The sequence below is a fragment of the Mesorhizobium sp. MC2-1-1 genome (assembly GCF_057597255.1).
In genome coordinates this window covers 3,374,754-3,399,276 of record NZ_CP195205.1, presented here as the reverse complement: position 1 = coordinate 3,399,276, position 24,523 = coordinate 3,374,754, and the positions used below count along the sequence as shown (strand labels likewise).

Here is a 24,523-nt window from a genome sequence, read left to right as displayed (position 1 = left end):
CATTAGCCCATGGGGCAGCGCCCCCACAGGAAAGGGATTCCGGTCGCGAAATCGGCCTCAACTATGGTGTTGGGCGTCGTCATCAACAACGCGCTTGTTCCATTTGCGTTTTGCAGAACTTTCGGACCGTTCGGTTCGTCATCGCCAAAGATTTTCATCTGCTGATCGATGTTCCACCTGAAATTGTATGAGATTCCCGATTTGAAGATGTATTCTTTACTAACGTCGCTTTCCCTACGCCCTAGTTTCACATGCGAGGTTACGACAAACGAATAGTTATTTTCCCTCTTGACCACCATTCCGTAGTCACGGCAGGCTTTTCTGAAAGTTTCCTCACTCCCCAAATCGGTGTATCCCAGATCCACCCACGTCCCCTCGATGACGGACATCAATCTTTCATTCGTCTGCTTTGCCCACAGTCCCAAACCCGGTCCGGGTCTCGAAGTTTGAAAAAGTTGGGTCTTTGCCGAGAGCAATTGATTGTAAAGCTCGGAAGCAGTGGCGCCGGTTAATGATAGAACCAACATACATGATGTAGCGAAGCTTCTCTTCATTCGCGTCCTCCAAACAATCCGAGTCGACGTCCACGATACGCAGTTTTCCTCTGCCAATGCCACTCTTCCATGCTTAGATAAGCCATGGCGCTGTTCGAACTCACCCTCGTCCTGCTTCTGATCGCCGTGGCTCTGACGGCGCTATCGCGTCAGCTCGAGCTTCCCTATCCATCGCTGCTGGCGCTTGCGGGCGTCGGGATTGCCTTCTTGCCGGGCGCGCCGGTGATTGAGATCGATCCGGAACTGGCCCTGGCGCTGTTCATCGCGCCTGTGCTGCTCGATGCCGCCTACGATACGTCGCTGCGCGACCTGAAGCGCTATCGGCTGTCGCTGGTGCTCCTGGCGCTCGGGGCGGTCGTCTTCACCACCGTTGTGGTTGCCTTTGTCGGCTGGAAGATGGCGGGTCTGCCGATCGCGGCGGCGATCGCGCTCGGCGCCATCGTCGCCCCGCCGGACGCGGTCGCGGCAAGCGCGGTGCTCAGCCAGTTCAAGGTGCCGCACCGCATCACCGCCATCCTGCAGGGCGAAAGCCTGCTCAATGACGGCACGGCCCTGCTGATCTACCGCATATCGGTCTCGGCCGCCGTCGGCTCCCTCCTTCTCAGGGACGCCGTTCCGGTGATACTTTTGTCGACGGTCGGCAGCGTTGTCGCTGGCTACCTGTTTGGGCGCGTCTCGCTGTTGACGCTCACCCGCATCGAGGATGCGGCAAGCAGCACCGTGGTGCAGTTCGCCGGAACCTTCGCCGTCTGGATCATTGCCGACAAGCTCGGTCTTTCCGCCATCATCACCATCGTCGTCTATGCCATCACCATCGCGCGGACCGCGCCACGCCGGATGTCGGCGAGACGTCGCGTCAGCACCTATTCGGTCTGGGAGTCGGCCGTCTTCGTGCTCAATGTGCTGGCCTTTGTGCTGATGGGCCTGCAGGCTCGATCGATCGTCGGTCGGCTCTCCGGCGACGGGCAAGGCGAGGCCTTCCTCTTCGCCGCGACCGTGCTGGCGGTCGTCATCGTGGCCCGTCTCGTTTGGGTGATGGGTTACGTTGCGGTCATAAGGCAGTTCACGCGTCCCGATAGCGAAGGGCAGAAGCGGGATGCGCCGACATTTCGCGGTGCGGTGCTTGTCGGCTGGTGCGGTATGCGCGGGCTGGTGACGCTGGTGGTGGCGATCGCGTTGCCCGCCGACTTCCCCGGCCGCGACCCGATCGTGCTGGCGGCCTTCGCCGTCGTGCTCGGAACGCTTGTGCTGCAGGGCATGAGCCTGAAGCCGCTGCTGCGCCGGCTCAACTTCGCGCGGGACACTTCGATCGACCGCGAAGTGGCCGAGGCGCGAGTGGCCATCATGCAGGCCGCGCTTGATGTGCTGAGCGGCAAGACTTCGTCCGCTGCCGCCGTCGTGCGCGAACAATACGAGGCGCAACGTCGGATCGCCGAGAATCCGGATAACGCGCAAGCCGCGACGGAATACGACCGGCTGCGTCTTTACGCCATCAAGCGGCAGCGCGACAGGCTGGAGGAACTGCGCAGCAACGGCACGATCGGTGACGAGGCCTATCACCGGCTGGAAGAGGAGATCGACTGGTCGGAACTGGCGGCGGCGCCCGCCGGAAGCTTCCAGCCGCTGACGACCTGATAGCCGGTTGGCCAACCTCGGCTGGACCATTTCGCCTGCCTGCGCGGCACATTGCAACGGCACAGGCGGCGCGATAGAGCGGTCCACCGAAACGGCACCCCTCTGTCTCGGACGCAACTCCAGACGGAAAGCCGCTCACACCTTTCCTGGAATTGCGCTACGTCGATCTTCGGAAGTGAGCCGGTTAAACAATGAAACTGATCAGCTACAACATCCAGTACGGCTATGGCAGCGACGGGCGTTACGATCTGAGCCGCGCCGCCAGGCTGGTGGACGGCGCCGATATCATCGCGCTGCAGGAGGTCGAGCGGCATTGGCGGCGCAGCAATGAAGACGATCAGCCCGAGATGCTGTCCAGCTTGCTGCCCGACTATTACTGGGCCTACGGCCCCGCTTTCGACATGGACGCCAGCGAGAAGCGCGACGGCCGCGTCGTGAACCGCAGGCGGCAGTTCGGCACGATGGTGCTGTCGAGGCTGCCGATCGTCTGGTCGCGCCTGCACACGCTGCCGCTGCGGCGCACGCTGCGACCGCTCAACACCCGCAACGCGGCCCTGGAATGCATGATCCGCACGCCGGCGGGGCCGGTGCGGGTGCTCTCGCTGCATCTTGCCCATATCGCGGCCGAGGAGCGGCTGGAACAGATCGACTACCTCATTGCCGAGCATCGCCGCGCGGCATCCGACGGCGGCCCGTGGAGCGGCGCCGACGACGAGCCGCAGCGCAACTGGAGCAACGGCCAGGCCGAGCCTGAAAACCCGCAGGCGGCGATCTGGCTGGGCGACTTCAACATGGAGCCGGGCAGCGCCGAATACCGGCGTATCACCGGCAGCGTGCCGTATCATCCCGGCGCCGCTTATATCGACGGATTCGTCGATGCTGCAGCCGTAGCCAGCGAGCCTTGCCCTGATTTCCACACGCATGAAAAGATCATCGACGGCAGGCTGGCGAAACGCCGGCTCGACCATTGCTTCGTCGGCGGCATGCTGGCGGGACGTGTGCGTTCGGTCGGCGCCGACATCGGCGAGATGGCTTCGGACCATTTCCCGCTGAGGGTCGATATCGACCTGGAAACGCCAGGCATCGCCTCGAGTCAGGCGGGCAGGTGAGGCGGGCATGACGCTGTTCGTCTTCCTGGCCGTGCTCTCGGCGGCCGCCATGCACGCGATCTGGAATGCGCTGGTCAAGGTGCATCTCGACCGCTTCCTGTCGATCACGCTGATGACACTCGGCATGGGCGCGGCGGCGCTTGTGGCACTGCCCTTTGTCGAAGTGCCGAAGGCCGAGGTCTGGCCATTTATCCTCGCCTCGGTTTTCTTCCATATGGGCTATCGGACATTCCTGATCGGCGCCTACAAAGCCGGCGATTTCGCCCAAACTTATCCGCTGGCGCGCGGCACTGCGCCCCTGCTCTCGGCGCTGGGCGGCATCGTGTTGGTCGGGGAGGTGCCTGCGCCGCTCGCCATCATTGGCATCGTGCTGTTGTCGGTCGGCACGCTGATCATGTCGTTTCGCGGCGGCGCTCATCTGGAGAAGCTCAATCTGCGCGCCGTCGGCTTCGCGCTGGGCACGTCGATCTTCATTGCCAGCTATACGCTGTCGGACGGCAGTGGCGCGCGGCTGGCGGCTACCGCGACGAGCTACGCTGCCTGGCTGTTCGTCTGCGATGCGACGTGGGCGCTGGTGCTGTGCGTCGCCTTTCGCGGGCGGCAGTCGCTGCCGGTGCTGGCGCGCGACTGGAAGGCAGGGCTGTTCACCGGCGTGCTGAGCGGCGCCGCTTATTGGATCGTCATGTGGGCGATGACCAAGGCGCCGATCGCCTCGGTCGCCTCGCTGCGCGAGACCTCGATCCTGTTCGCCATGCTGATCTCGGTGCTGGCGCTGGGTGAGAAGATGACTGGCTGGCGGGCCACGGCAGCGCTCGGCATCGTCGCGGGCGTCGTCGCGCTCAGGCTTGGATAGAGCGCTTCACCATTTCACCGAAATGCAAACCGCTCTATCCACTTGTTTGACGCAATGCCGGAGGGATGGCTGCGGGAAGTCGCCAAACCCAACCGCTTACATCTTTCCTGGAACCGATCCGGCTTCCCGATCAAGCACCGTCATCACTTGCCCCCGGCGTTCAGGACTGAAACGGATGACGACGATGATGCAGACGGCGACAACGCCGGCAAACAAGGCCAGCGCGTAGCCGTAGCTGCCACCGGGAGCCTCGGCGATGCCGGCCTGGTAGGGGCCGCCATAGGAAGCAGCCAGATTGCCGGCCTGATAGATGAAACCCGGCAAGGTCGCCCGCACGGAACCTGGCGACAGTTCGTTGAGATGCACCGGGATGACGCCCCAGGCGCCCTGCACGGCCACCTGCATGATGAAGGCTCCGATCGCCAGCATGAAGGGCGTGGTCGTATAGGCCCAGAGCGGGATCGCCGGCAGGGCAATCAGGCAGGCAAGGGTGATGGCGTTGACGCGGCCGATCTTCTCCGACAGCGCGCCGAAGGCCAGGCCGCCGACGATGGCGCCGATATTGGCGACGATGGTGATCCAGCTCACCATGTGCGGGTCGAGGCCATGCTGCTTCTTCAGGAAGGTCGGGTAGAGGTCCTGCGTACCGTGGCTGAAGAAGTTGAAGAACATCATCAGCACCACGGCGTAGAGGGCAATGCCCCAGTGCTTGCGCAGCGTCTCGACAAGACCGGGCCGTGCCTGCGAACGGCCTTCGACGAAAGCAGGCGATTCCGGCACATGCGAGCGGATGAACAGCACGATCAGCGCCGGCACGAAGCTCAGCAGGAACATGGCGCGCCAGCCGATTGTGAAGTCGCCGATCTTGTGCCCATAGAGCAGTCCGTAAGCGACAGCGGCAAGCAGATAGCCGGCCGGATAACCGCATTGCAGGATGCCGGAGACCATGCCGCGCGAGCTAGGCGGGATGGACTCCATGGCAAGCGAACTGCCCAATCCCCATTCCCCGCCCATGGCGATGCCGAACAGGGCGCGCAACGCCAGGAATATGCCCAGGCTGGGCGAGAAGGCGGCCAACGCGCCGATCGCCGAGTAGCTGACGATATTTAGCATCAGGATAGGCTTGCGGCCATATTTGTCGGCAAGCATGCCGAAGAAGAACGCACCGATGAAGCGCGTGGCCAAGGTCAAGAACAGCGCCTTGGAGACGGCCGGCACGTCGGTCTGGAATTCAGCGGCAATATCGGTGAGCAGGAAAGTCAGAAGGAAGAAATCAAAAGCGTCGAGCGTCCAGCCCAGGAAGGATGCGACTACGGTTTTCTTCTGCTCGGTGGTGAGGTCCAAGGCGGTGCTCCTTTTGTATCCCCCAAAAGGAGCGATATGTTCCACGGCGGGCAAAAGAGAACGGGACAGCTGCCGGTTTTAAGCCGGCCAGCGGTCACATTTGCGTCACCTCGAGGTCGATGACCATCAGCCCGTCGGTGCCGCCCTTTAGCGCGGCGACCAGGCGGGCGCCGGCGCGCTGGTGCGCCTCGTGGACCAAATAGGCGTCGCGGGCAGCTGCATTGCTAAAGTCGATGGTGAAGCCATGGTCGAAGCCGCGCGCAAACGGTTCGGGACTGACATTGGAGCTGAATTGCACCTTGCCCATGCCGTCGATGACGTCGCGCAGCGCTTCGAGATCGGCGTGGATCGCTGCACGCTCGGTTGCGGGAACGTCGTCGCGAAAGCGGACAAACACGCAATGCCGGATCATTGTTTGTGCCTCATGCCGCCTGGTTGCCCTTGAACACGGCCGGCGGAAGCGGCTCGCGGCCGAGGATGAGATCGGCGCCCTTTTCACCGACCATGATGGTCGGCGCATTGGTGTTGGAGGAGGGGACGCGCGGCATGACCGAGGCGTCGCAGACGCGCAAGCCCTCGATGCCGCGCAGCCTGAGATCCGGCGTCACCACGGCCATCGCATCATGGCCCATGCGACAGGTGCCGACAGGGTGGTGGTCGGTCTTGGACGTGCGGCAGGCGTAGTCGAAGAGATCGTCGTCGCTCTGCAGATTCGGCCCCGGCAGCACCTCGCGCAGCACGAAGGGCTGCAGCGCCTTCTGCCGCATGATCTCGCGCGCCAGCCTCAGCCCCCTGATCGACATGTCGCGGTCGTAAGGATCGGACCAGTAGTTGGGATCGATCAGCGGGTGGTCGGTCGGGTTGGAGCTCTTCAGCCGCACCGTACCGCGCGAGCGTGGGCGCAGGAAGGCCGAGTTCAGCGTCACGCCCGGGTTCTTCAGCTTCTCGACGCCAGCCTCGATGCCGGAGCCGAGGCCGAGATGGAACTGGATGTCGGGCGAGGCGGCAGTCGGGTCGGCGTACCAGAAACCGCCCGTCTCGAAGAGGCTGGAGGCGACCGGTCCGTTTTTGAAAAGGACGTATTGCAGGCCGGCCCACAACGTCCGGTGCAGCTTGGCGTAGTTGTCGTAGGTGTAATCGCCGGTGCATTCGGCAATGACGAAGAGGTCGAGATGGTCCTGCATGTTGGAGCCGACGCCGGGCAGGTCATGGACAGGTGTGACGCCGACCGACTTCAGATGATCGGCCGGGCCGATGCCCGATTGCAGGAGGAGCTTCGGCGAGCCGATGGCGCCGGAGGAAACGATCACCTCACGTTCGGCGCGCAGGACAGACTTTTCACCGCCGGGCTTGTCGACGATTTCGACGCCGACGGCTCGGTCCTTCTCGACCACGATGCGGGTGACCAGGACATCCGTCCTGACCGTCAGGTTCGTGCGGGCGCGGATCGGCTTCAGATAGGCGACGGAAGCGGACGATCGCCGCGCATTCTTCTGTGTGAGTTGGTAGTACCCGACGCCTTCCTGGCTCGCGCCATTGAAGTCCGGATTGAAGGGTATGCCCATTTCCTGGCCGGCGCGGAAATAGGCCTCGCAGATGGGCAGCGGCGAGATCGGGTTGGAGACGCCGAGGGGTCCCTGGTCCCCGTGATAATCATTGGCGAAGCGCTGGTTGTTTTCGGCGCGCTTGAAATAGGGCAGCACGTCGCGATAGCCCCACCCGGTGAGCCCCTCTTCTTTCGCCCAGGCGTCGTAGTCGCGGGCGTTGCCGCGCGTGTAGATCTGCGCGTTGATCGATGAGCCGCCGCCGATGACCTTGGCCTGCGTGTACCAGAAGACGCGGTCTCTCATGTTCTTCTGCGGCACGGTCGACCAGCCCCAGGACGCGATGCCCTTGGTCATCTTGGCGAAGCCCGCCGGCATGTGGATATAGGGATGCCAGTCCTTGCCGCCGGCCTCCAGGAGCAGCACCGAATTCGATGGATCCTCGCTCAGCCGGTTGGCGAGAACACAGCCGGCCGGACCGGCGCCAACAATGATGTAGTCAGCCATGGTTCCTCACAAGCGTGGCACCGAGAGCGCGCCGTCGACATCGATGACCGATCCGGTCGAGAAGCCGAATTTTCCCGAGGCAAGTGCTGCCACCACGGCGCCTATGTCGCCGGTCTCGCCCCAGCGTTTGGCCGGCACCAGGCCGCCGTCGATCAGCGCGTCATATCTGGCGGAGACACCCGCCGTCATGTCGGTTCGGATGATGCCCGGCCGCACCTCGAACACGCCGACATTTTCAGCGGCGAGCCGCAGCGCCAGGTTCTTCACCCACATCGAAAGGCCTGCCTTGGAAATGCAGTAGTCGGCGCGTTCCGGCGAGGCCATCGCCGCGCTGACCGAGGTGATGGTGATAATCGACCTTGCCGATGCCGCAGGTGCCGCCAGCATGGCCTTGGCGATGGCCTGAGTCAGGAACATTGTGCCCCGCAGGTTGATATTCAGCGCGCGATCGAAATTCTCCGGCTTCAAGTCCAGAAGATCGGCTCGCACGACGGCGCCGACGCCGGCATTGTTGACCAGACAGTCGATGCGGTCGAAGGCGGTGATCGCGGCGTCAACCAGTCTTTGATGGGCGGCGAGGTCGGCTATGTCGCATTGGACGTAGGCGAGTTTCGCGCCGCGAGCCGCGATATTCTCTGCCAGTCCCTGGGCTGGATTGTCGGCAAGATCGGCAACGAGGATGTCGAAGCCGACATCGGCCAGAGCCTCGGCGCAGGCTAGTCCGATGCCGCGCGCTCCGCCGGTGACGATGGCTGCCGGGCGGCTCATGCGGCAAGCTCCGGCTTCCGGATATGATCGGCGACACGGAGCGCCTGAGCTGCGATCGACAGCGCCGGATTGACCGCGGCCGATGTCGGCAGGAAGCCGCCGTCGACGACGTAGAGGTTCCGGTGATCATAGGCGCGGCAGAGCGGATCGAGCGGCGACGTCGCCGGGTCTTTGCCCATCTTCACCGTGCCGCACTGATGCGAGGGCGTGCGCTTGTCGAAGGGGCGCGACAGCACGATCGGGTAACCGCAGGCGCGAAGGTTCTCGCGCATCACCTTGGTCAGGCCCTCCAGCGACTGCATGTTGGAGCGCCGCCACTGCATGATGATCTCCCTGCCGTCGACCATGATGCGGCTTTCAGGATCGGGAAGGTCCTCGCACATCAGATACCAGTCGACGGCATGGCCGGCCATGTAGTCGAGCACGAATTTCGGCATCGACTTGACATTGGCCTTCAGCATGTTGCCGTCAATCTTGCCGAGCAACTGCACATTGCCGAGCGGCTTGCCGCCCTTGCCGTCCGACAGGTAGTAGTCATTGAGCATCAGCGTCTTCTGGTAGACGCTGTCGTTGCGGCGGCGCGGGTCGATCGCCAGCATGGCGCTCGAATTGTGGTTCATGAAGTTGCGGCCGACCTGGTCGGAGCTGTTGGCGAGGCCTTTGCCACTCGCGGAGGGTGAACGCAGCAGAATGGCGGCCGAGTTGATCGCGCCGGCCGACAGGATCACCAGCTTCGGCGACAGGGTCTTCTGCGCGCCGTTCTGGGTGTAGTGGATGGCGGCGATCGTCTTGCCGTCCGGCGAGGTCTCCAGCCAGTCGACATGGGCGCCTGTTTCGAGGCGGATGTCAGGGTCCTTCAGCGCTTCCGTCAGCGGACCGGTCTGGGCGTCGATCTTGCCCAGGCCGGTGTTGGGAAAAGCGTCCCAGCCCGTCCTGCCTTCCTTCAGCCAGGTCTCGATGTCGACGCCGAGCGGCAGCGAAGCCGGGTGCAGGCCGAGGCTCTTCAGCTCGGCGCGGGCACGCGCGATCGGCGGTTCGTCCGGGACTGGCTTGAAGGCGTAGGGGATCGAATGGAACGGCTCGGTCGGGTCCTCGCCGAGCGTGCCGCGCACGCGAAACAACTGCTCGGCCTTCGAGTACCACGGCTCGAATTCGTCATAGGAAAACGGCCAGGCCGGCGAGACGCCGCCGAAATGCTCGAGCTCGGAGAAATCCTCCTTGCGATAGCGGATGAGCACCGCGCCGAAGAATTTCGAATTGCCGCCGACATAGTAGTAGTTGCCGGGGTTGAAGGCCGCTCCGCCGGCCTCGCGCCACATCTCTTTCGGCCGGTAGTGCTCGTCGAGGAAGATGGATCGCGTCGAGCGCGCATGCGGCGTTGCCGGCAGCGGTTCGCCGCGCTCCAGGATCAGGATCGAGGCGCCGGCGCCGGCCAAGCCGGAGGCGATCGTGGCGCCGCCGATGCCGGAGCCGATGATGACGATATCCGGATTTGCCATAGTCTAAGGGTCTTTGTTTTGATGCATGTCGTTGCCCCAAAACCGGAGCCACTTTTGGGCGACATGCATCAGAGGATGCGCTTCTCGGTAGCCGGATCGAAGAACACTGCCTTGCTTAGGTTGAAGGCCAGCGGCGTGTTGGTGCCGGGCTGGATCCTGGCGTCCGCCCTCAGCCGTGCCACCACACCCTTGCCGCCCAGATTGGTGACGGCAAAGGTGTCAGAGCCCGCCGGCTCGACCACTTCGATGTGGCAGTCGGCCGTGGCGATGTTGGAGGCATTGCGCTCCGCACCTTCCGGATCGGTCAGCGCTTCCGGACGAACGCCGAATATCACCTGCTTGTCCTTGAAGGCCGCAAGGCCGGCCGGCGCGCCTGGCAGGGCCAACGTTATCGGCTGGCGCGACTCGCGGTCGAGCACGACGGACAGCCCGCTGCCGTTGCCGCCGATCCTGGCCGGGATCAGGTTCATCGCTGGAGAGCCCATGAAGTCGGCGACGAAGATGTTGACCGGGTTGTTGTAGATTTCGGCAGGTGTGCCGAACTGCTGAACCTCGCCATCGCGCATGACGGCGATCTTGGTCGCCAAGGTCATCGCCTCGATCTGGTCATGCGTTACATAGACGATCGTCGTGCCGGTCGTGGCATGCAGGCGCTTGATCTCGATGCGCATGTCGACGCGCAGCTTGGCGTCGAGATTGGAGAGCGGCTCGTCGAACAGGAAGAGTTTCGGGTCGCGCACCAGCGCCCGACCCATGGCGACGCGCTGGCGCTGGCCGCCGGAAAGCTGGCTGGGCTTGCGGTTGAGGAGGTGGCCGATCTGCAGGATCTTGGCCACCTTGTCGATCGCCGCCTGGCGCTCGGCGGCCGGCACGCCGCGCATTTCCATGCCGAAGGCGATGTTGCCGGCGACCGTCATGTTGGGATAGAGCGCGTAGCTCTGGAACACCATGGCGATGTCGCGCTTCGAAGGATGCAGATCGTTGATGGCGCGGCCATCGACACGGATCTCGCCCTCGGAGATCTGTTCCAGCCCGGCAATGGTGTTGAGCAGCGTGGACTTGCCGCAGCCGGACGGGCCGACCAGCACCAGGAAGCCGCCCTTTTCGAGCTCGACATTGATACCCTTCAGGATCTCGACATTCCCGAAGCGCTTCTTCAGCCCATCAATTTCCAGAAAAGCCATGGTCGTTCCTTCAGAAAATAGGGTCAGCCCTTGACCGCGCCAGCCATCAGCCCGCGCACGAAATAGCGGCCCGCGACGACATAGACGATCAGGGTGGGGAGCGCGGCGATCATCGCCGCCGCCATGTTGACATTGTATTCGACGACGCCGGTCGAGGTGTTGACGACATTGTTCAGCGCCACCGTCATCGGCATCACGTCGCCGGACCCGGCATAGGCGGAGGCGAACAGGAAGTCGTTCCAGATGTTGGTGAACTGGTAGATCACCGTCACAACGATGATTGGCAACGAATTGGGCAGCATGATGCGCCGGAAGATCTGGAAGAAGGAGGCGCCGTCGACCTGCGCGGCTTTGACCAGTTCGGTCGGGAAAGCCTCGTAGTAGTTGCGGAAGAACAAGGTGGTGAAGCCGAGGCCATACACCACGTGGACGAAGACCAGATTCACCGTCGAGTTGCCGAGGCCGAAGTTAAAGCCGGTGGCGTTCTGGAGGGTGACGCCGAAGCGGCCCAGGCTGCCGAGGATCGTCGCCATCGGCAAAAGCACCGACTGGAACGGAATGAAGCAGGCAAACAGCATCATGGCGAAGACCAGGGTGTGGCCACGGAAGCGCCATTTGGTCAGCACATAACCGTTGAGCGCGCCGAGCAGCGTCGAGATAAGCACTGCCGGTACGACCATCTTGATGGAGTTCCAGAAGTAGCCCTTCATGCCGACGCAAGTCAGGCCCGAGCAGACTTCGCTCCACGCCTTTATCCATGGTGCGAAGGTCGGCTCATGCGGCAACGACAGCATGTTGCCGTTCTGGATCTCCTCCATGGTCTTGAACGAGGTGACCAGCATGACGAACAGCGGCATCAGATAGAAGATCGCGAACAGCGCGAGCAGCCCGTAGATCACGATGCGGTTGAGCGTCCTGGAGCGGACGCCGCTTGAGGCCTGGCGGGCGGGTGAAGTGACGGCGCTCATCGCGACTTCTCCCTGAGCTCGGAATAGAGATACGGAACGATGATGGCCGTGATGGTCATCAGCATGATCACCGCGCTTGCGGAGCCGACCGCCATTTCGTTGCGCTTGAACGTGAACTCATACATGAAGTTGGACGGCAGCCAGGCGGAGCCGCCGGGCCCGCCGCTGGTCAGCGCCACCACCAGGTCGTAGGACTTGATGGCAAGGTGGGCGAGCACGATGAAGGCCGACAGAAACACGGGCCTGAGCAGCGGAATGACGATGCGGCGATAAAGCTGGAAGGTGGAAGCGCCGTCGATCTGCGCCGCCTTCATGATCTCTCCGTCGATGCCGCGCAGACCGGCCAGGAACATCGCCATGATGAAGCCGGAAGCCTGCCAGACGCCGGCGATGACCACCGTGTAGATGACGAAATCCTTGTTCTTGATCCAGTCGAAGTGGAAGCTCGTCCAGCCCCATTGGTGCAGCGTTTGCTCCAGACCGAGGCCGGGGTCGAGGAACCATTTCCAGGCCACGCCGGTGACGATGAATGAGAGCGCCATAGGGTAGAGATAGATTGGCCTCAAGACGCCTTCGCCACGGATCTTCTGGTCGAGCAGGATGGCCAGGAACAGGCCGAGCATCAGGCAGATGGCGATGTAGAGGAAGCCGAAAATACCCATATTGGTGATCGAGGTGTACCAGCTCGACGGCGGGTCGGTGTCGAAGGTCCAGCCCCACAGCCGCTGATAGGCGCGCGGTCCGGTAATCGCATAGGACGGGAAGGTCTTGGAGTTGGTGAAGGACAGATAGATCGTCCACAGGATGAAGCCGTAGACGAAGACGATCGTCGCCGCGAAGCTTGGCGCCAATACGATCTTCGGCAGCAGGTCCTGCAGCCGCGAACGGACCGACGGGCCACGGCGGGCGTCGTGCTCCGGTGTCAGCTTGATCTGGGTTTCGGCGACTGTGCTCATCGGCTCATCCAGTACCGGTTGGTCGGAAACGGCCCGGCGCGCCATTGCACCAGGGTCCTATTCGCACCGTTTTGTCGACGGGAGACCTCCCCCGCCAGAGCGGGGGAGACCTTCATTCAAGCGAGAGCCTTACTTGGCGTCGTCGATTGCCTTGACCAGCTCGGTCACGGCTTCGTCGGAGGTCTTGATCTGACCGTGGACGAACTTCGACACGACATCCTTGTAGGCATTGGCGACGGCCGGCGGAGCGCCATAGCCCTGGGCCAGCGAGCCGAACAAAGTGCCGCCTTCATTGGCCTTCTTCAGATCGGCGATGCCCTTCTTGCCGCAAGCGTCGAAGTCGGTGTCCGGCACATCGGTGCGGGCCGGGACAGAACCCTTCACAACGTTGAAGGCCGACTGGAAGCTTTTAGACAGCGTGGCGGTAGCCAGAGCGACCTGAGCGGCCTTGCGGTCGTCCGGGACGTTGAACATGCCGAACATGTCGGAGTTGTAGATCACCGAGCCGTCGGTGCCCGGGAAGCGGTAGCAGAGGAAGTCGGTGCCCGGGGTCTTTTTGGCGGCGTGGAATTCGCCCTTGGCCCAGTCACCCATTACCTGAACCAGCGCATCGCCCTTGATTACCATGGCGGTGGCGAGGTTCCAGTCGCGACCCGAGAAGTTCGGGTCGACATAGGTGACCAGCTTGGCCAGGTTGTCGAACGACTTCTTCATCGTGTCGGACTTGAGCGACGCGTCATCGAGGTCGTTCATCGCCTTCTTGTAGAACTCCGGTCCGCCGGTCGACAGCACGACGGAGTCGAACATGGTGGCTTCCTGCCAGTTCTGGCCGCCCAGGGCGAGCGGGATGACGCCGGCGGCCTTGGCCTTGTCGAGCAAGGCCACGAAGTCGTCGAAGGTCTTCGGTTCGGTGCCGCCGATCTTGTCCATTACCGCCTTGTTGATCCACAGCCAGTTGACGGAGTGGACGTTGACCGGAGCGGCCACCCACTTGCCGTCATAGACGGAGAACTTCTGCAGCGCGGCCGGAACCGACTTGTCCCAGCCTTCCTTCTTGGCGGTCTCGGTCAGGTCGCCCATGACGCCGGCGGCGGCATAGTCGAGCACGGTGTAGCCGAGCATCTGCGAAGCGGTCGGATAGTTGCCGGCCGCGACCATCGCCTTCAGCGCGGTCATGGCGGCGTCGCCGCCGCCGCCGGCCACCGGCACGTCCTTCCAGGCATAGCCTTCCTTGGCCAGGTCCTGCTTCAGCACGTTCAGAGCAGCCGCTTCGCCGCCCGACGTCCACCAATGCAGCATCTGGACTTCCTTGACGTCCGCGGCATGCGCCGAGAACGCAAAGCTCGTCGCAAGAGCCGTTCCGATAATCAGTTTGCGCAACATGTACTACCTCCCTTGTTGCATACACATAACCGGCGGGTGTCCGCCGGGGTCTCCCAACTCAGCCGACCCACCATCCGGTGCGCTGGCCGCGATGAAACTGGATAGTCTTCTCCTCGGTATAATCCTCGACGGCGCGTTTGCCGAGTTCGCGCCCCAGACCGGACTGCTTGTAGCCTCCGAAGGGCAGCTCGGGGTAACCTTCCATGAACGTGTTCACCCAGACCGTCCCCGAACGCACACCGCGCGCCACCGACATGCAATTGTCGATGCTGGCGCTCCACACCCCTGCGGACAGACCATAGGGCGTGTTGTTGGCAATGTGCAATGCCTTTTCAATCGTTTCAAAAGTGAGCACCGACAGCACCGGCCCGAACACTTCCTCGCGAGCGATCGCCATGTCTTCTGTAACGTTACGGACAATGGTCGGATCGAGATATTGGCCGGCATTTGATGCAAGCCGGGCGCCGCCGGCGAAAACGTTGCCGCCGTCGGTTTTCGCCGCCGTTACATAGCCGGCTACCTTTTCCATATGGTCGGCCGAGATCATCGCGCCGACCTTGGTGCGGTCGTCGAGCGGATCGCCGACACGGACCTTCCGGGACAACGCCTTGACCGCGTCCAGGAAGTCGTCGGCGATCGCCTCGTGCACGATCAGGCGGCTGCCGGCATTGCAGCATTCGCCGGCGTTGAAGAAGCCGCCGAACACTGCGGCATCCGCCGCCGCCTCGAGGTCGGCGTCGGGAAAGACGATCTGGCCGTTTTTGCCGCCCAGCTCCATCGAGACCTTCTTCAGCGAATTGGATGCCGTGGCCATGGTCATTTTTCCGACGCGGGTGGAGCCGGTGAAGGAGACCATCTCGACCAGCGGGTGGCTGACCATCGGTGCGCCGACATCGGCGCCGAAACCGGCGAGGATGTTGACGACGCCAGCCGGCAAGCCGGCCGCTAGCAGGATGTCGCCGAGCACGAAGGTCGAGGCCGACGTCATCTCGCTGGGCTTGACCACCGCCGTGCAGCCGGCGGCGAGCGCGAAGGGCAGCTTCTGGCTGATGATCAGGAAGGGGAAGTTCCACGGCGTGATGATCGAGACCACGCCGATCGGCTCGCGCAGCACGACGCCCAGCATATCGTCGCCGAGATTGGCGTAGCTCTCGCCGTGCAGCGTGCGGGCTAGCGAGGCCGCATAGCGCCAGATGTCGACGGCGCCCCCGATCTCGCCGCGCGCCTGGGAGATCGGCTTGCCGGATTCCAGCGCGTCGAGGCGGGCAATCTCTTCCAGCCGGGTCTCGATCAGGTCGGCAGCCTTGAGAAGCACCGCGGCGCGTTCCGACGCCTTCATGCGCGGCCATGGTCCGGTCTCGAAGGCCCCGTGCGCGGCCTGGACCGCCGCCTCGACGTCCGCTGCGCCAGCCTGGGCATAGCGCGAGACGACAAAACCGTGGCCGGGGCTGGCGCGCTCGATGGCGCGGCCGTCACGGGCATCGACATGCCTGCCGCCGATCAGAAGCTTGTAGGCCTTCGGTGCCTCAGACGCCTCGGCCGGCATGGGAATGTTGAGCGGTGCGTTCATCATGTCTTCTCTAGGATCTCGAAAAGGCCGGCTTCTGCCTGGCCTTGAAAGCGCCGACGCCGCTTTTCAGGTCGGCGGTGAGCGCAATGAAGCCGCTGGCCAGCGCCTCGGTTGCGGCGGCATTCTCCTCGCCCTCGGCAACGCCGATCATCAGCTTGGCGGCCTCGGTCGCCAGTGGGCCTCGCTCGGCGATCTTCTCGGCCCAGGCCTTGGCTTCGTCGAAAGCCTTGCCGATCTCGACGACGCGGTCGACGACGCCGAGCGCCAGCGCTTCGGCTGCCAGCAAAATCTCGCCGCCGAGCGCCAGGCGCCGCACGACCTGCGCGCCGAAGCGGCGCACGGCGCGCTGTGTGCCGGACCATCCGGGGACGACGCCGATCGAGGTTTCGGGGAAGCCGAGCTTCACCTGGGTTTCGGCAACGCGGAAATCGCAGGCCGCGGCCAGTTCCAGGCCGCCGCCAAGCGCGTGGCCGGATAGAACGGCGATAGTCGGCTGCCTCAGCCGCGCCAGCCGGTCGAAGACACGGTGGCCATAGCGGACCCATTGCACCTGGAAATCGGCGGCGCTCATCGCGCCCCAGGCCTCGACGTCGCCGCCGGCGCAAAAGCCCTTGCCTTCGCCACGGATGAGCACGGCGCGAACGCTTTCGGCCAGTTCCGCCTCGTCGAGCGCCGCTTCGAGCGCGCGCAGCATGGGGATGTCGAGCGCGTTGAATTTTTCCGGACGGCGCAATGTGACGACGCCGATGGCGCCGTCTTGTTCGAAGGCGACAAGCTCAGCCATGCGCGCCTCCGAGCGAGGCGCCGCCATTGAGCGACAGGCCGATCGGCCGGTCCTGGTAGAGCGCCGCGGGCGTGACCTTGAGGTCATTGGCGACGGCGAGCGGAATCTCGGCCTGCGCCAGCACGTCGCGTTCGAGGTCGATGCCGGGCGCCAGCTCCGTGACCATCAGGCCGCCTGGCGTCAGCTTCATCACGCAGCGCTCGGTGACATAGGTGATGTCCTGGCCTTGCGCGACGGCGCGTTTTCCCGAGAAGGAGATGTGCTCGACTTCCTCGACGATCTTCTTGACCTTGCCTTCCTGGTCGATGCGGATGGCGCCGTTGGCCAGCGAGAGCTTGGCGCCGGCATTGAAGAAGCCGGAAAAGACGATCTTCTTCGCTCGCGAGGTGATGTCGACGAAACCGCCGGCGCCAGCCGTGACATGTGGCCGCGCGGAGAGCTTCGAAACGTTAACGGAACCATGGCGGTCGATCTGCAGGAAGGAGAGCAACGAGGCGTCGAAACCGCCGGCCTGGAAATAGATGAACTGGTGCGGCGAGGGCATGATCGCCTCGGCGTTGGAGGCGCAGCCGAACTTGAAGTCGAGCAGCGGCACGCCGCCGACCGCGCCCTGCTCGATCACCCAGGTGACCTTGCCGTGCTGGCCTTCCTCGAGGAGGATACGCGGCACGTTGGCCGAAATGCCGAAGCCGATGTTGACGGCCATGCCGTCGCGCAATTCCATGGCGACACGGCGCGCGATCACCTTCTGGATGTTCATCTCCGGCGTGCGGAAGCTCGATAGCGGCCGGAAGATCTCGCCCGAGATCGCCGGGTCGTAGGCCGTCTGTGTCGTCTGCAACTGGTCGGGCGCGACCACGATATGGTCGACCAGGACGCCGGGCACGCGCACGTCATGCGGCTTCAGCGTGCCGTTCTCGACGACGCGCTTCACCTGCGCGATGACGATGCCGCCATTGTTGCGTGCGGCGAGCGCCTGCTCCAGGCCGCCAAGATAGGCGCCTTCATGCTCGTAGGTCAGGTTGCCGCGTTCGTCGGCGGAGGTGGCGCGGATGATCGAGATGGCCGGAACGATGGCGCGGAAATAGAGCCATTCCTCGCCGTCGAACTGCTGCACCGAGACGATCGGCTCGCTGGCCGCCGCGTTCATGGCGCAGCCCTGGTGGCGCGGATCGGCGAACGTGTCGAGGCCGACCTTGGTCAGCACGCCAGGCCGCTTGGCGGCGGCCTCTCGATGCATGTCGAACAGGATGCCGGACGGCACGTTATAGGCAGCCACGGAATTGTCGCCGATCATCTTCCAGATTTGCGGCGGCTCGGCGGAGGAGGGGCCTGACGGATAGGAGCCGCAAAGCGTGCGTTTCAGCAGGCCCGGCTTGGCGAGATGGTCGATGCCCTTGATTCCGTACATGTCGCCGGCGGCGATCGGATGCAGCGTGGTGATATTCGTCGGGTGGCCTTCCGTATCGAAGCGCTCGCCGATCGCGGCAAGCACCGCGTCCGGGCAGCCGAGGCCGCTCGACGACGATACGGATACGATCATGCCGTCCTTGATCAGGCTTGCCGCCTTCGTTGCGGAGATGACCTTGCTCAATTCGTGCTCCCGAGTTTCGGGTCAATCCTGACGGCCTTGCCTGACTTGGCCGACTGCAATGCCGCTTCAGCCGCCGCCAATGACCAGACGCCGTCCTCGCCGGTCGCGGAAGGCTGGCCTTCGCCGCGGATCGCGGCGTGGAACTGTCGGAGCGAACGCGTGTAGAGATCTTCGCGATCGAAGTGCAGTTCTTCCTCGCCCTTCGCGGTGCGCAGCAGCACGGAGCCGACCGGCTTCTGCGTCATCACATTGCTGGCGATGATGGATCCTTCCGACCCATGCACCTCGAAACCGGTGCCGGCGAATTTCGTGGTGAAGCCTTCGTGCGATTGCGCAATGAGGCCGGACGCGAACCGCCAGATGCACATGGCGCCATCCTCCAGTCCGCAACCGGCCATGCCGGCCGACTGCGTAAAGGCCGAGATCTCGACCGGATCGTCGCCAAGCACGAAGCGCAGTGTGTCGGCGTCGTGGACGGTGATGTCGAGCACCACGCCGCCGCCGGCCTCCGGCCTGGCAATGCGCCAGCCCTGCAGGTTCTCCGGCAGGAAAACGGAATGGAAGACGCGCGCCGCGATCGGCTTGCCGATGCGGCCGGCGGCGATCGCCTCGCGCATGGCGCGGTGCGCGCCGGCATTGCGAAGATGATGGTTGGTGCCGAAGACGATGCCGGCGGCCTTGGCGGCGGCTACCATCTTCTTCGCGTCGGCGCTGGTCAGCGCCAGGGGCTTTTCGCACAGCACATGCTTGCCGGCCTTTATGGCGGAGAGGCCCTGCTCGAGATGTAACTCGTTGGTGGTCGAGATGTAGACCGCGTCGATGCCGGCACCGAGCAGCGCATCGAGAGTCGAGACGCCGAGCGGGATGCCATTCTCGCCGGCGTAGATCTTCGCACGCTCGGGATTCGAGCTCATCACGGCAGCGACTTCGCCATCGGCCTGCGCGCGGATGGCGTCGATCATGAACTGCCTTGCAATCGTGCTCGCGCCGATCAGTCCCCATCGCACGCTCATGCCGCGTCTCCCATCTGCTTGCCGCGAACCGGGCCGCTGCTTTCCCGCACGACAAGGCTGACGGCGCCGATATGGTCCTCTGCCCGCGTGGTGCGCGACTGGATCATCTTCAGCATGACGTGGGCCGCGCGCTCGCCGAGGCCGGCGGTGTCGACGGCAACGCTGGTCAGCGCCGGGGTGTAGTGCTCGGCCTCGGCGACATCGTCAAAGCCGACGACGGCAAAGTCCGCTCCGGCCTCGAGGCCGCGTTTGCGCAATGCCAGCATGACGCCGAAGGCGACCGCATCATTGAAGCAAAGCGCCGCTGTCGGTGGTCTTGCCGCGGCAAGCGCTGTCTCCAGGCAGGCCATGCCGCCTTTGCGGCTGGTCTCACCCTCGACGATCAGGCGGTCGGCCGCCGGAATGCCGAGCGTTTCACAGGCTTCGAGGAAACCGCCCAGCCGCTCGTGATAGACAACAAGGTCGGACGAGCCACCAAAGAACGCAAGGCGGCGATGGCCCCTGCGGATCAGATGCTCGGTGGCAAGCACGGCGCCGCGATGATTGTCCGGCGTGATCACCGGGATGCGGCTCTCAGGCAGCCGGCGCATGGTAAAGACGATCGGTACGCCCGCCGCCTCGATGCGGCGGAAGGCGCCCGGCGTGGTGCCGCGCGCCGGCGAGACTATCAGGCCGGCGACACCTTGTTCCATCAGCGACTTCAACACCTCTTCCTGGCGCACCGGATTCTCCGCCGTGTTGGCGATGAAGGGCACGACGCCCGCCGCCTGGAAGACGCGCTCCATGCCGACCGCAAGCTCGGCGAAGAAAGGGTTGGTGAGATCGTTGATTACCATTCCGATGACGTTGGAGTGGGCCTTGCGCAGATTGGCGGCGCCGCGGTTGTAGACGTAGCCGACATCCTCGATCGCCTTGCGCACCCTGGTCGCAGTTTCAGGCCGGATCAGCCCGCTGCCCTGCAGCACGAGCGAAACCGTCGATTTGGACACGCCGGCCTCGCGGGCGATGTCCAGGATCGTCGTCTTGGCCCGGCTGGCCATCCTCGTCGCGTCCTCCACGTTTTTTGACTGAACTTATTGGAACGTTCTAATCACTGTTCCCAATCGGAGTCAATCGTTGATTCCCGTAAGACTGGAAAAGTGATTGGAGCGGTTCAAAACCGCTGCCGATCAAGGATTTCTTCATCGGACCTCGGCAGCCGAACAAGTGGGGCAAATGGGAACATCGGACACTTGATTTATTGGAACGTTCCAGTTATAGCGACGGCGACGGGAGAGTTTGATGGAAATCATGTTGCCTGCGGCAAGCGGCGACCGGGTCAGCTACCGGCTCGCCGGCAAGCCGGTTGAGCCGAGCAAAAGCGCGCATTTCTCGCGCATCGCCTATGCAGCCGCCCATGTCGTTGCCGACCCCATCGCCATGACCGATCCATGGTCGCGGCCGGCGGTCGACTGGAACAGGACGATGGCGTTTCGCCATCATCTGTGGCGACTCGGCTTCCGCATCGCCGAGGCCATGGACACGTCTCAGCGCGGCATGGGTTTCGACTGGGCGAGCGCGAAGGACCTGATCCGCCGCTCGATCGCGGAGGCTAAAACGGTGCCGGGCGCCGACCTCGCTTCGGGGGCGGGGACCGATCACCTGGCGCCGGCGGCGGCCAAAACGCTCGACGACGTCATCCGCGCCTATGAGGAGCAGTTCGCTTTCATTGAGGGCGAGGGCGGCAAGGCGATCATGATGGCGAGCCGCGCGCTGGCGGCGGTAGCAAAAGGGCCGGACGATTATGCCCGCGTCTATGATCGCATTCTTTCCCAGGCATCGGGCAAGGTCATCCTGCACTGGCTGGGCGACATGTTTGATCCGGCGCTCAGGGGCTACTGGGGCAGCAACGATTTCGGCGCGGCGCTCGAAACGGTCGTGGCCACCATCGAGCGGCACGCCGACAAGGTCGAGGGCATCAAGATATCGCTGCTCGATGCCGGCAAGGAGGTGCTCCTGCGCGACCGGCTGCCCGATGGCGTCGTGATGTTCACCGGCGACGATTTCAACTATCCCGAACTGATCGCCGGTGACGGCAAAAGGCATTCGCACGCGCTGCTTGGTATCTTCGACGCCATCGCGCCAGCGGCAAATGCCGCGCTGGCGAAGCTGGCGGAAGGCGACAGGGCCGGCTACGACGCGCTGATGACGCCAACCGTGCCGCTGTCGCGGAAAATCTTCGAGACGCCGACCGAGTATTACAAGGCAGGCATCGTCTTCATGGCATGGCTGAACGGGCATCAGGACCACTTCACCATGATCGGCGGCATGCAGTCGGCGCGCGGGATATGCCACTACGCGGATGTCTTTCGACTTGCCGACCAGGCCGGCCTGCTGGCCGACCCCGATCTTGCCGCCGCCAGGATGAAGACCCTGCTGGCGGTGGCGGGCATCTGAGAAATCTCCCGCGCGGGGATTTGCGTTCCGCCGGTAAATCTGTATTCGCTTGCCGAGATCGGCGCGGACGAATACGGCAATGGCAGAGGTCGCCCTGGCAGACAAAGTCGCTCTTATCACCGGCGTCACCGGGCAGGATGGGGCTTATCTGGCCGAATTTCTGCTCGGCAAGGGCTACATCGTCCACGGCGTCAAACGCCGGTCGTCCTCGTTCAACACCGGGCGCGTCGACGACATCTATGTGGACCCGCATGAGAGCGGGGCGCGCTTCTTTCTGCATTATGGCGATCTGACCGACGCGACCAGTCTGATCCGCCTCGTGCAGGAGACGAGGCCCAGCGAAATATACAATCTCGGCGCCCAAAGCCACGTCCAGGTGAGTTTCGAGACGCCGGAATACACGGCCAATGCCGATGCGCTGGGGACATTGAGGCTTCTGGAAGCGATCCGCATTCTCGGCCTGGAGAAATTGGTGCGCTTCTACCAGGCTTCGACCTCGGAGCTCTATGGCCAGGCAGCGCAAACGCCGCAGAGCGAAGCCACGCCCTTCCAGCCGCGCTCGCCTTACGCGGCGGCCAAGCTCTATGCCTACTGGATCACGGTCAATTACCGTCAGGCCTACGGCATGTTCGCCGCCAACGGCATCCTGTTCAACCACGAGAGCCCGATGCGCGGCGAAACCTTCGTCACCCGCAAGATCACGCGCGCCGTTGCCGCGATCCATCACGGGCTGCAGGACACGCTCTATCTCGGCAATATCGATGCCCGCCGCGACTGGGGCCATGCGCGCGATTATGTCGAGGGCATGTGGCGCATCCTGCAGCACGACAAGCCTGACGATTTCGTGCTCGCCACCGGCGAGACCCATTCGGTGCGCGAATTCGTGGAGCTCGCCTTCGCCGAGGCAGGGCGCGCCATCCGCTGGCAGGGAGAGGGCGCCGATGAGGTCGGCGTCGACGCAGCCACCGGCGCCGCGCTGGTGCGGATCGATCCGCGCTATTTCCGTCCGACCGAGGTGGACACACTGGTCGGCGACGCCGCCAAGGCAAGGAACGTCTTGGGCTGGTCTCCCACCTTGGGCTTCAGGGACCTGGTGGCGGAAATGGTCCAGGCCGACCTGGCGCGCGCCAGCGGCGGTGCAGGGCGTAACGGTCGTTCCACCTAGGAATATGAGGCATGGGAGAGAGCTTCGACCTCAAGGGAAAACGCATTTTCGTCGCCGGCCATCGCGGCATGGTCGGCTCGGCGCTGGCGCGCCGCCTGGCGGGCGAGGATTGCGAGATCGTGATGGTGGAGCGGAGCGAGCTCGACCTTCTCGACCAGGCCGGCGTGCGCCGCTGGATGCAGGACCGGCGGCCCGACGCGGTGATCATGGCGGCCGCCAAGGTCGGCGGCATCTTGGCCAACAACAGCTTCCCGGTGGATTTCCTTTACGAAAACCTCGTCGTGCAGTCCAACGTCATCGAGGCCGCCTTCCGCAGCGGGGTGCGGAAACTCCTCTTCCTGGGCTCGTCCTGCATCTATCCGAGACTTGCGCCGCAGCCGATCCCGGAAGACGCGCTGCTCACCGGCCCGCTCGAGCCCACCAACGAATGGTATGCGGTCGCCAAGATCGCGGGATTGAAACTTTGCCAGGCCTACAGGCGCCAATATGGCGCCGACTACATCTCGGCCATGCCAACCAACCTTTACGGTCCGCGCGACAATTTCGACCTAGACAGCAGCCATGTCGTACCGGCGCTCATGCGCAAGGCGCATGAGGCGAAGCTCACCGGCCAAAAGGCCCTGCAGGTGTGGGGGTCGGGCCGGCCTATGCGGGAATTCCTGCATGTCGACGACGCGGCCGACGCCCTTGTCTGGCTCTTGAAGAATTATTCTGGTGACAGCCACGTCAATGTCGGGAGCGGCGAGGACGTCACGATAGCCGAGCTTGCCCGAACCATCGCCTCGGTCGTCGGCCTGCGTGCAGAGATTAGCTTCGACCCGACCAAGCCAGACGGCATGGCGCGCAAGCTGCTGGATGTCTCGCACCTGTTCGCTACCGGCTGGCGTCCGAAGTACACGCTGCGCGATGGATTGACACAGACCTATGCGTGGTTCCTCAAGCATGTCGGGGGAGGCGACATTCGTCTTGGCTCGGCATGATGCCCAATCGAAACACATAGCGGCGACCAGGGAGGACGGTTTGGGCGGCCGCCACCTGGCCTGGTCAACGCGAAGTCCCTTGCCGATACGCTTGGCTATCGCTTTGGCTTTGCCTGGGGGCCGACCCATGACGAGGAATTTCACTCGGTCGCGAAGGTCGACAAGATATTCTCCGGCGGATTTTATCGAGAAGCGCTGGCTGGGGGAAAAGGTCGAACCATCGGGGTTCGACGTCCTTGAGAAGGTAGGCTTTACCCGTGCCGGCCTCGATGCCGCGGCAGGAGGCGCGGGATGCCAAACGCATGGTACTGGTGGAGTTTCCGTCGCTGGAGATCGCCAAGGCCTGCTATGCCGACCCCGCCTATCAGGAGGCCAAGCGCTTCGCGCTCAAGGCGTCGAACCGCCTGCTCGTGATGTTCGAAGGTGATCTCGGGTAACCGCTACAGGACTGCCGAAGCATTCCAGGCAAGACGGGGCGAGTGAACTATTGAAAGGATGGTGGGCGTGACAAGGATTGAACTTGTGACCCCTGCAATGTCAATGCAGTGCTCTCCCGCTGAGCTACACGCCCATCCGACGCCGCGCATACACCATTTTTGATCCGGCGCGTCAATAGCGGGAATGTGGAAAGACGGCTTCCGTTTGTCGCATCGGCGAAGTCCTTGCCGATGCGGGCC

At 63.7% G+C, this 24,523-nt stretch carries 22 protein-coding genes and 1 tRNA gene; 7 read left to right on the top strand and 16 right to left on the bottom strand.

Going from position 1 to position 24,523, the window contains the following annotated elements; all coding sequences use genetic code 11:
- Positions 1–2 precede the first annotated feature (2 nt).
- Positions 3–554 carry a hypothetical protein gene (locus ACR64R_RS16815; RefSeq protein ID WP_487357463.1) on the bottom strand — a complete coding sequence of 184 codons (552 nt, stop codon included), beginning with the start codon at positions 552–554 and terminating at the stop codon, positions 3–5.
- Between the two features lie 84 nt (positions 555–638).
- Here ACR64R_RS16815 and ACR64R_RS16810 point away from each other — a divergent pair, with 84 nt between their 5' ends.
- From ACR64R_RS16810 to ACR64R_RS16800, 3 genes are all read left to right on the top strand, one after another.
- A complete protein-coding gene (locus ACR64R_RS16810; RefSeq protein ID WP_487357462.1) occupies positions 639–2,189 on the top strand; it encodes a cation:proton antiporter in 1,551 nt (516 codons plus the stop codon).
- Between the two features lie 191 nt (positions 2,190–2,380).
- Positions 2,381–3,298 (top strand): endonuclease/exonuclease/phosphatase family protein, encoded by a 918-nt coding sequence (locus ACR64R_RS16805; protein ID WP_487357461.1) that lies wholly within the window; start codon positions 2,381–2,383, stop codon positions 3,296–3,298.
- A gap of 7 nt (positions 3,299–3,305) precedes the next feature.
- Complete coding sequence (locus ACR64R_RS16800; RefSeq protein WP_487357460.1) at positions 3,306–4,151, top strand: EamA family transporter; 846 nt, start codon at positions 3,306–3,308, stop codon at positions 4,149–4,151.
- Between the two features lie 96 nt (positions 4,152–4,247).
- Here ACR64R_RS16800 and ACR64R_RS16795 read toward each other — a convergent pair whose 3' ends face one another.
- The 14 genes from ACR64R_RS16795 to ACR64R_RS16730 all read right to left on the bottom strand — a co-directional run bounded on the left by ACR64R_RS16795 (position 4,248) and on the right by ACR64R_RS16730 (position 20,305).
- Positions 4,248–5,495: an MFS transporter gene (locus tag ACR64R_RS16795; protein ID WP_487357459.1), complete on the bottom strand. Its 1,248-nt coding sequence runs from the start codon at positions 5,493–5,495 to the stop codon at positions 4,248–4,250.
- 94 nt (positions 5,496–5,589) lie between these two features.
- Entirely contained in the window at positions 5,590–5,907 is a 318-nt protein-coding gene (locus ACR64R_RS16790) for a Dabb family protein (RefSeq protein ID WP_487357458.1), read from the bottom strand.
- A gap of 10 nt (positions 5,908–5,917) precedes the next feature.
- The gene (locus ACR64R_RS16785) at positions 5,918–7,546 is read right to left on the bottom strand and encodes a GMC family oxidoreductase (protein ID WP_487357457.1); all 1,629 of its coding nucleotides are present in this window, start codon (positions 7,544–7,546) and stop codon (positions 5,918–5,920) included.
- A 6-nt stretch (positions 7,547–7,552) separates the two neighbouring features.
- Entirely contained in the window at positions 7,553–8,314 is a 762-nt protein-coding gene (locus ACR64R_RS16780; RefSeq protein ID WP_487357456.1) for a 3-ketoacyl-ACP reductase, read from the bottom strand.
- Positions 8,311–9,813 (bottom strand): GMC oxidoreductase, encoded by a 1,503-nt coding sequence (locus ACR64R_RS16775; protein ID WP_487357455.1) that lies wholly within the window; start codon positions 9,811–9,813, stop codon positions 8,311–8,313. The genes ACR64R_RS16780 and ACR64R_RS16775 overlap by 4 nt, the downstream gene beginning before the upstream one ends.
- A 68-nt stretch (positions 9,814–9,881) precedes the next feature.
- The gene (locus ACR64R_RS16770) at positions 9,882–10,997 is read right to left on the bottom strand and encodes an ABC transporter ATP-binding protein (RefSeq protein WP_487357454.1); all 1,116 of its coding nucleotides are present in this window, start codon (positions 10,995–10,997) and stop codon (positions 9,882–9,884) included.
- Positions 10,998–11,020: 23 nt separating this feature from the next.
- Positions 11,021–11,965, bottom strand: coding sequence for a carbohydrate ABC transporter permease (locus tag ACR64R_RS16765; protein WP_487357453.1), 945 nt, complete (start codon positions 11,963–11,965; stop codon positions 11,021–11,023).
- Complete coding sequence (locus ACR64R_RS16760) at positions 11,962–12,921, bottom strand: carbohydrate ABC transporter permease (RefSeq protein ID WP_487357452.1); 960 nt, start codon at positions 12,919–12,921, stop codon at positions 11,962–11,964. The genes ACR64R_RS16765 and ACR64R_RS16760 overlap by 4 nt, the downstream gene beginning before the upstream one ends.
- 129 nt (positions 12,922–13,050) lie before the next feature.
- Positions 13,051–14,304: an ABC transporter substrate-binding protein gene (locus ACR64R_RS16755; RefSeq protein WP_487357451.1), complete on the bottom strand. Its 1,254-nt coding sequence runs from the start codon at positions 14,302–14,304 to the stop codon at positions 13,051–13,053.
- A gap of 58 nt (positions 14,305–14,362) precedes the next feature.
- A complete protein-coding gene (locus ACR64R_RS16750; protein ID WP_487357450.1) occupies positions 14,363–15,874 on the bottom strand; it encodes an aldehyde dehydrogenase family protein in 1,512 nt (503 codons plus the stop codon).
- Between the two features lie 10 nt (positions 15,875–15,884).
- Complete coding sequence (locus tag ACR64R_RS16745) at positions 15,885–16,658, bottom strand: enoyl-CoA hydratase/isomerase family protein (protein ID WP_487357449.1); 774 nt, start codon at positions 16,656–16,658, stop codon at positions 15,885–15,887.
- Positions 16,651–18,252, bottom strand: coding sequence for an acyl CoA:acetate/3-ketoacid CoA transferase (locus ACR64R_RS16740; RefSeq protein WP_487357448.1), 1,602 nt, complete (start codon positions 18,250–18,252; stop codon positions 16,651–16,653). Before ACR64R_RS16740 ends, ACR64R_RS16745 begins: the two co-directional genes overlap by 8 nt.
- Positions 18,249–19,265, bottom strand: coding sequence for a Gfo/Idh/MocA family protein (locus tag ACR64R_RS16735; RefSeq protein ID WP_487357447.1), 1,017 nt, complete (start codon positions 19,263–19,265; stop codon positions 18,249–18,251). The genes ACR64R_RS16740 and ACR64R_RS16735 overlap by 4 nt, the downstream gene beginning before the upstream one ends.
- Complete coding sequence (locus ACR64R_RS16730) at positions 19,262–20,305, bottom strand: LacI family DNA-binding transcriptional regulator (RefSeq protein ID WP_487357446.1); 1,044 nt, start codon at positions 20,303–20,305, stop codon at positions 19,262–19,264. The genes ACR64R_RS16735 and ACR64R_RS16730 overlap by 4 nt, the downstream gene beginning before the upstream one ends.
- A 241-nt stretch (positions 20,306–20,546) precedes the next feature.
- Here ACR64R_RS16730 and ACR64R_RS16725 point away from each other — a divergent pair, with 241 nt between their 5' ends.
- The 4 genes from ACR64R_RS16725 to ACR64R_RS16710 all read left to right on the top strand — a co-directional run bounded on the left by ACR64R_RS16725 (position 20,547) and on the right by ACR64R_RS16710 (position 24,283).
- Complete coding sequence (locus ACR64R_RS16725) at positions 20,547–21,701, top strand: dihydrodipicolinate synthase family protein (protein WP_487357445.1); 1,155 nt, start codon at positions 20,547–20,549, stop codon at positions 21,699–21,701.
- Between the two features lie 79 nt (positions 21,702–21,780).
- Complete coding sequence (gene gmd, locus ACR64R_RS16720) at positions 21,781–22,866, top strand: GDP-mannose 4,6-dehydratase (RefSeq protein ID WP_487357444.1); 1,086 nt, start codon at positions 21,781–21,783, stop codon at positions 22,864–22,866.
- A gap of 11 nt (positions 22,867–22,877) precedes the next feature.
- Positions 22,878–23,846, top strand: a complete 969-nt coding sequence (gene fcl / locus ACR64R_RS16715) for a GDP-L-fucose synthase (protein ID WP_487357443.1) — start codon at positions 22,878–22,880, stop codon at positions 23,844–23,846.
- A 269-nt stretch (positions 23,847–24,115) separates the two neighbouring features.
- The gene (locus ACR64R_RS16710) at positions 24,116–24,283 is read left to right on the top strand and encodes a DUF1330 domain-containing protein (RefSeq protein ID WP_487362464.1); all 168 of its coding nucleotides are present in this window, start codon (positions 24,116–24,118) and stop codon (positions 24,281–24,283) included.
- A gap of 59 nt (positions 24,284–24,342) precedes the next feature.
- On the opposite strand, the gene ACR64R_RS16705 is transcribed toward ACR64R_RS16710, so the two are convergent.
- Positions 24,343–24,417: transfer RNA gene (locus tag ACR64R_RS16705), tRNA-Val, on the bottom strand.
- Positions 24,418–24,523 lie beyond the last annotated feature (106 nt).

Excerpts from the sequence above, each read along its gene's own strand:
- ACR64R_RS16770 (WP_487357454.1), bottom strand. The coding sequence starts at position 10,997 with ATGGCTTTTCTGGAAATTGATGGGCTGAAGAAGCGCTTCGGGAATGTC.
- ACR64R_RS16810 (WP_487357462.1), top strand. The coding sequence starts at position 639 with ATGGCGCTGTTCGAACTCACCCTCGTCCTGCTTCTGATCGCCGTGGCT.
- ACR64R_RS16815 (WP_487357463.1), bottom strand. The coding sequence starts at position 554 with ATGAAGAGAAGCTTCGCTACATCATGTATGTTGGTTCTATCATTAACC.
- ACR64R_RS16755 (WP_487357451.1), bottom strand. The coding sequence starts at position 14,304 with ATGTTGCGCAAACTGATTATCGGAACGGCTCTTGCGACGAGCTTTGCG.
- ACR64R_RS16710 (WP_487362464.1), top strand. The coding sequence starts at position 24,116 with ATGCCGCGGCAGGAGGCGCGGGATGCCAAACGCATGGTACTGGTGGAG.
- gmd (WP_487357444.1), top strand. The coding sequence starts at position 21,781 with ATGGCAGAGGTCGCCCTGGCAGACAAAGTCGCTCTTATCACCGGCGTC.
- ACR64R_RS16730 (WP_487357446.1), bottom strand. The coding sequence starts at position 20,305 with ATGGCCAGCCGGGCCAAGACGACGATCCTGGACATCGCCCGCGAGGCC.
- ACR64R_RS16805 (WP_487357461.1), top strand. The coding sequence starts at position 2,381 with ATGAAACTGATCAGCTACAACATCCAGTACGGCTATGGCAGCGACGGG.
- ACR64R_RS16800 (WP_487357460.1), top strand. The coding sequence starts at position 3,306 with ATGACGCTGTTCGTCTTCCTGGCCGTGCTCTCGGCGGCCGCCATGCAC.
- ACR64R_RS16775 (WP_487357455.1), bottom strand. The coding sequence starts at position 9,813 with ATGGCAAATCCGGATATCGTCATCATCGGCTCCGGCATCGGCGGCGCC.
- ACR64R_RS16785 (WP_487357457.1), bottom strand. The coding sequence starts at position 7,546 with ATGGCTGACTACATCATTGTTGGCGCCGGTCCGGCCGGCTGTGTTCTC.
- ACR64R_RS16765 (WP_487357453.1), bottom strand. The coding sequence starts at position 11,965 with ATGAGCGCCGTCACTTCACCCGCCCGCCAGGCCTCAAGCGGCGTCCGC.
- fcl (WP_487357443.1), top strand. The coding sequence starts at position 22,878 with ATGGGAGAGAGCTTCGACCTCAAGGGAAAACGCATTTTCGTCGCCGGC.
- ACR64R_RS16735 (WP_487357447.1), bottom strand. The coding sequence starts at position 19,265 with ATGAGCGTGCGATGGGGACTGATCGGCGCGAGCACGATTGCAAGGCAG.
- ACR64R_RS16780 (WP_487357456.1), bottom strand. The coding sequence starts at position 8,314 with ATGAGCCGCCCGGCAGCCATCGTCACCGGCGGAGCGCGCGGCATCGGA.
- ACR64R_RS16790 (WP_487357458.1), bottom strand. The coding sequence starts at position 5,907 with ATGATCCGGCATTGCGTGTTTGTCCGCTTTCGCGACGACGTTCCCGCA.
- ACR64R_RS16725 (WP_487357445.1), top strand. The coding sequence starts at position 20,547 with ATGGAAATCATGTTGCCTGCGGCAAGCGGCGACCGGGTCAGCTACCGG.
- ACR64R_RS16750 (WP_487357450.1), bottom strand. The coding sequence starts at position 15,874 with ATGAACGCACCGCTCAACATTCCCATGCCGGCCGAGGCGTCTGAGGCA.
- ACR64R_RS16745 (WP_487357449.1), bottom strand. The coding sequence starts at position 16,658 with ATGGCTGAGCTTGTCGCCTTCGAACAAGACGGCGCCATCGGCGTCGTC.
- ACR64R_RS16760 (WP_487357452.1), bottom strand. The coding sequence starts at position 12,921 with ATGAGCACAGTCGCCGAAACCCAGATCAAGCTGACACCGGAGCACGAC.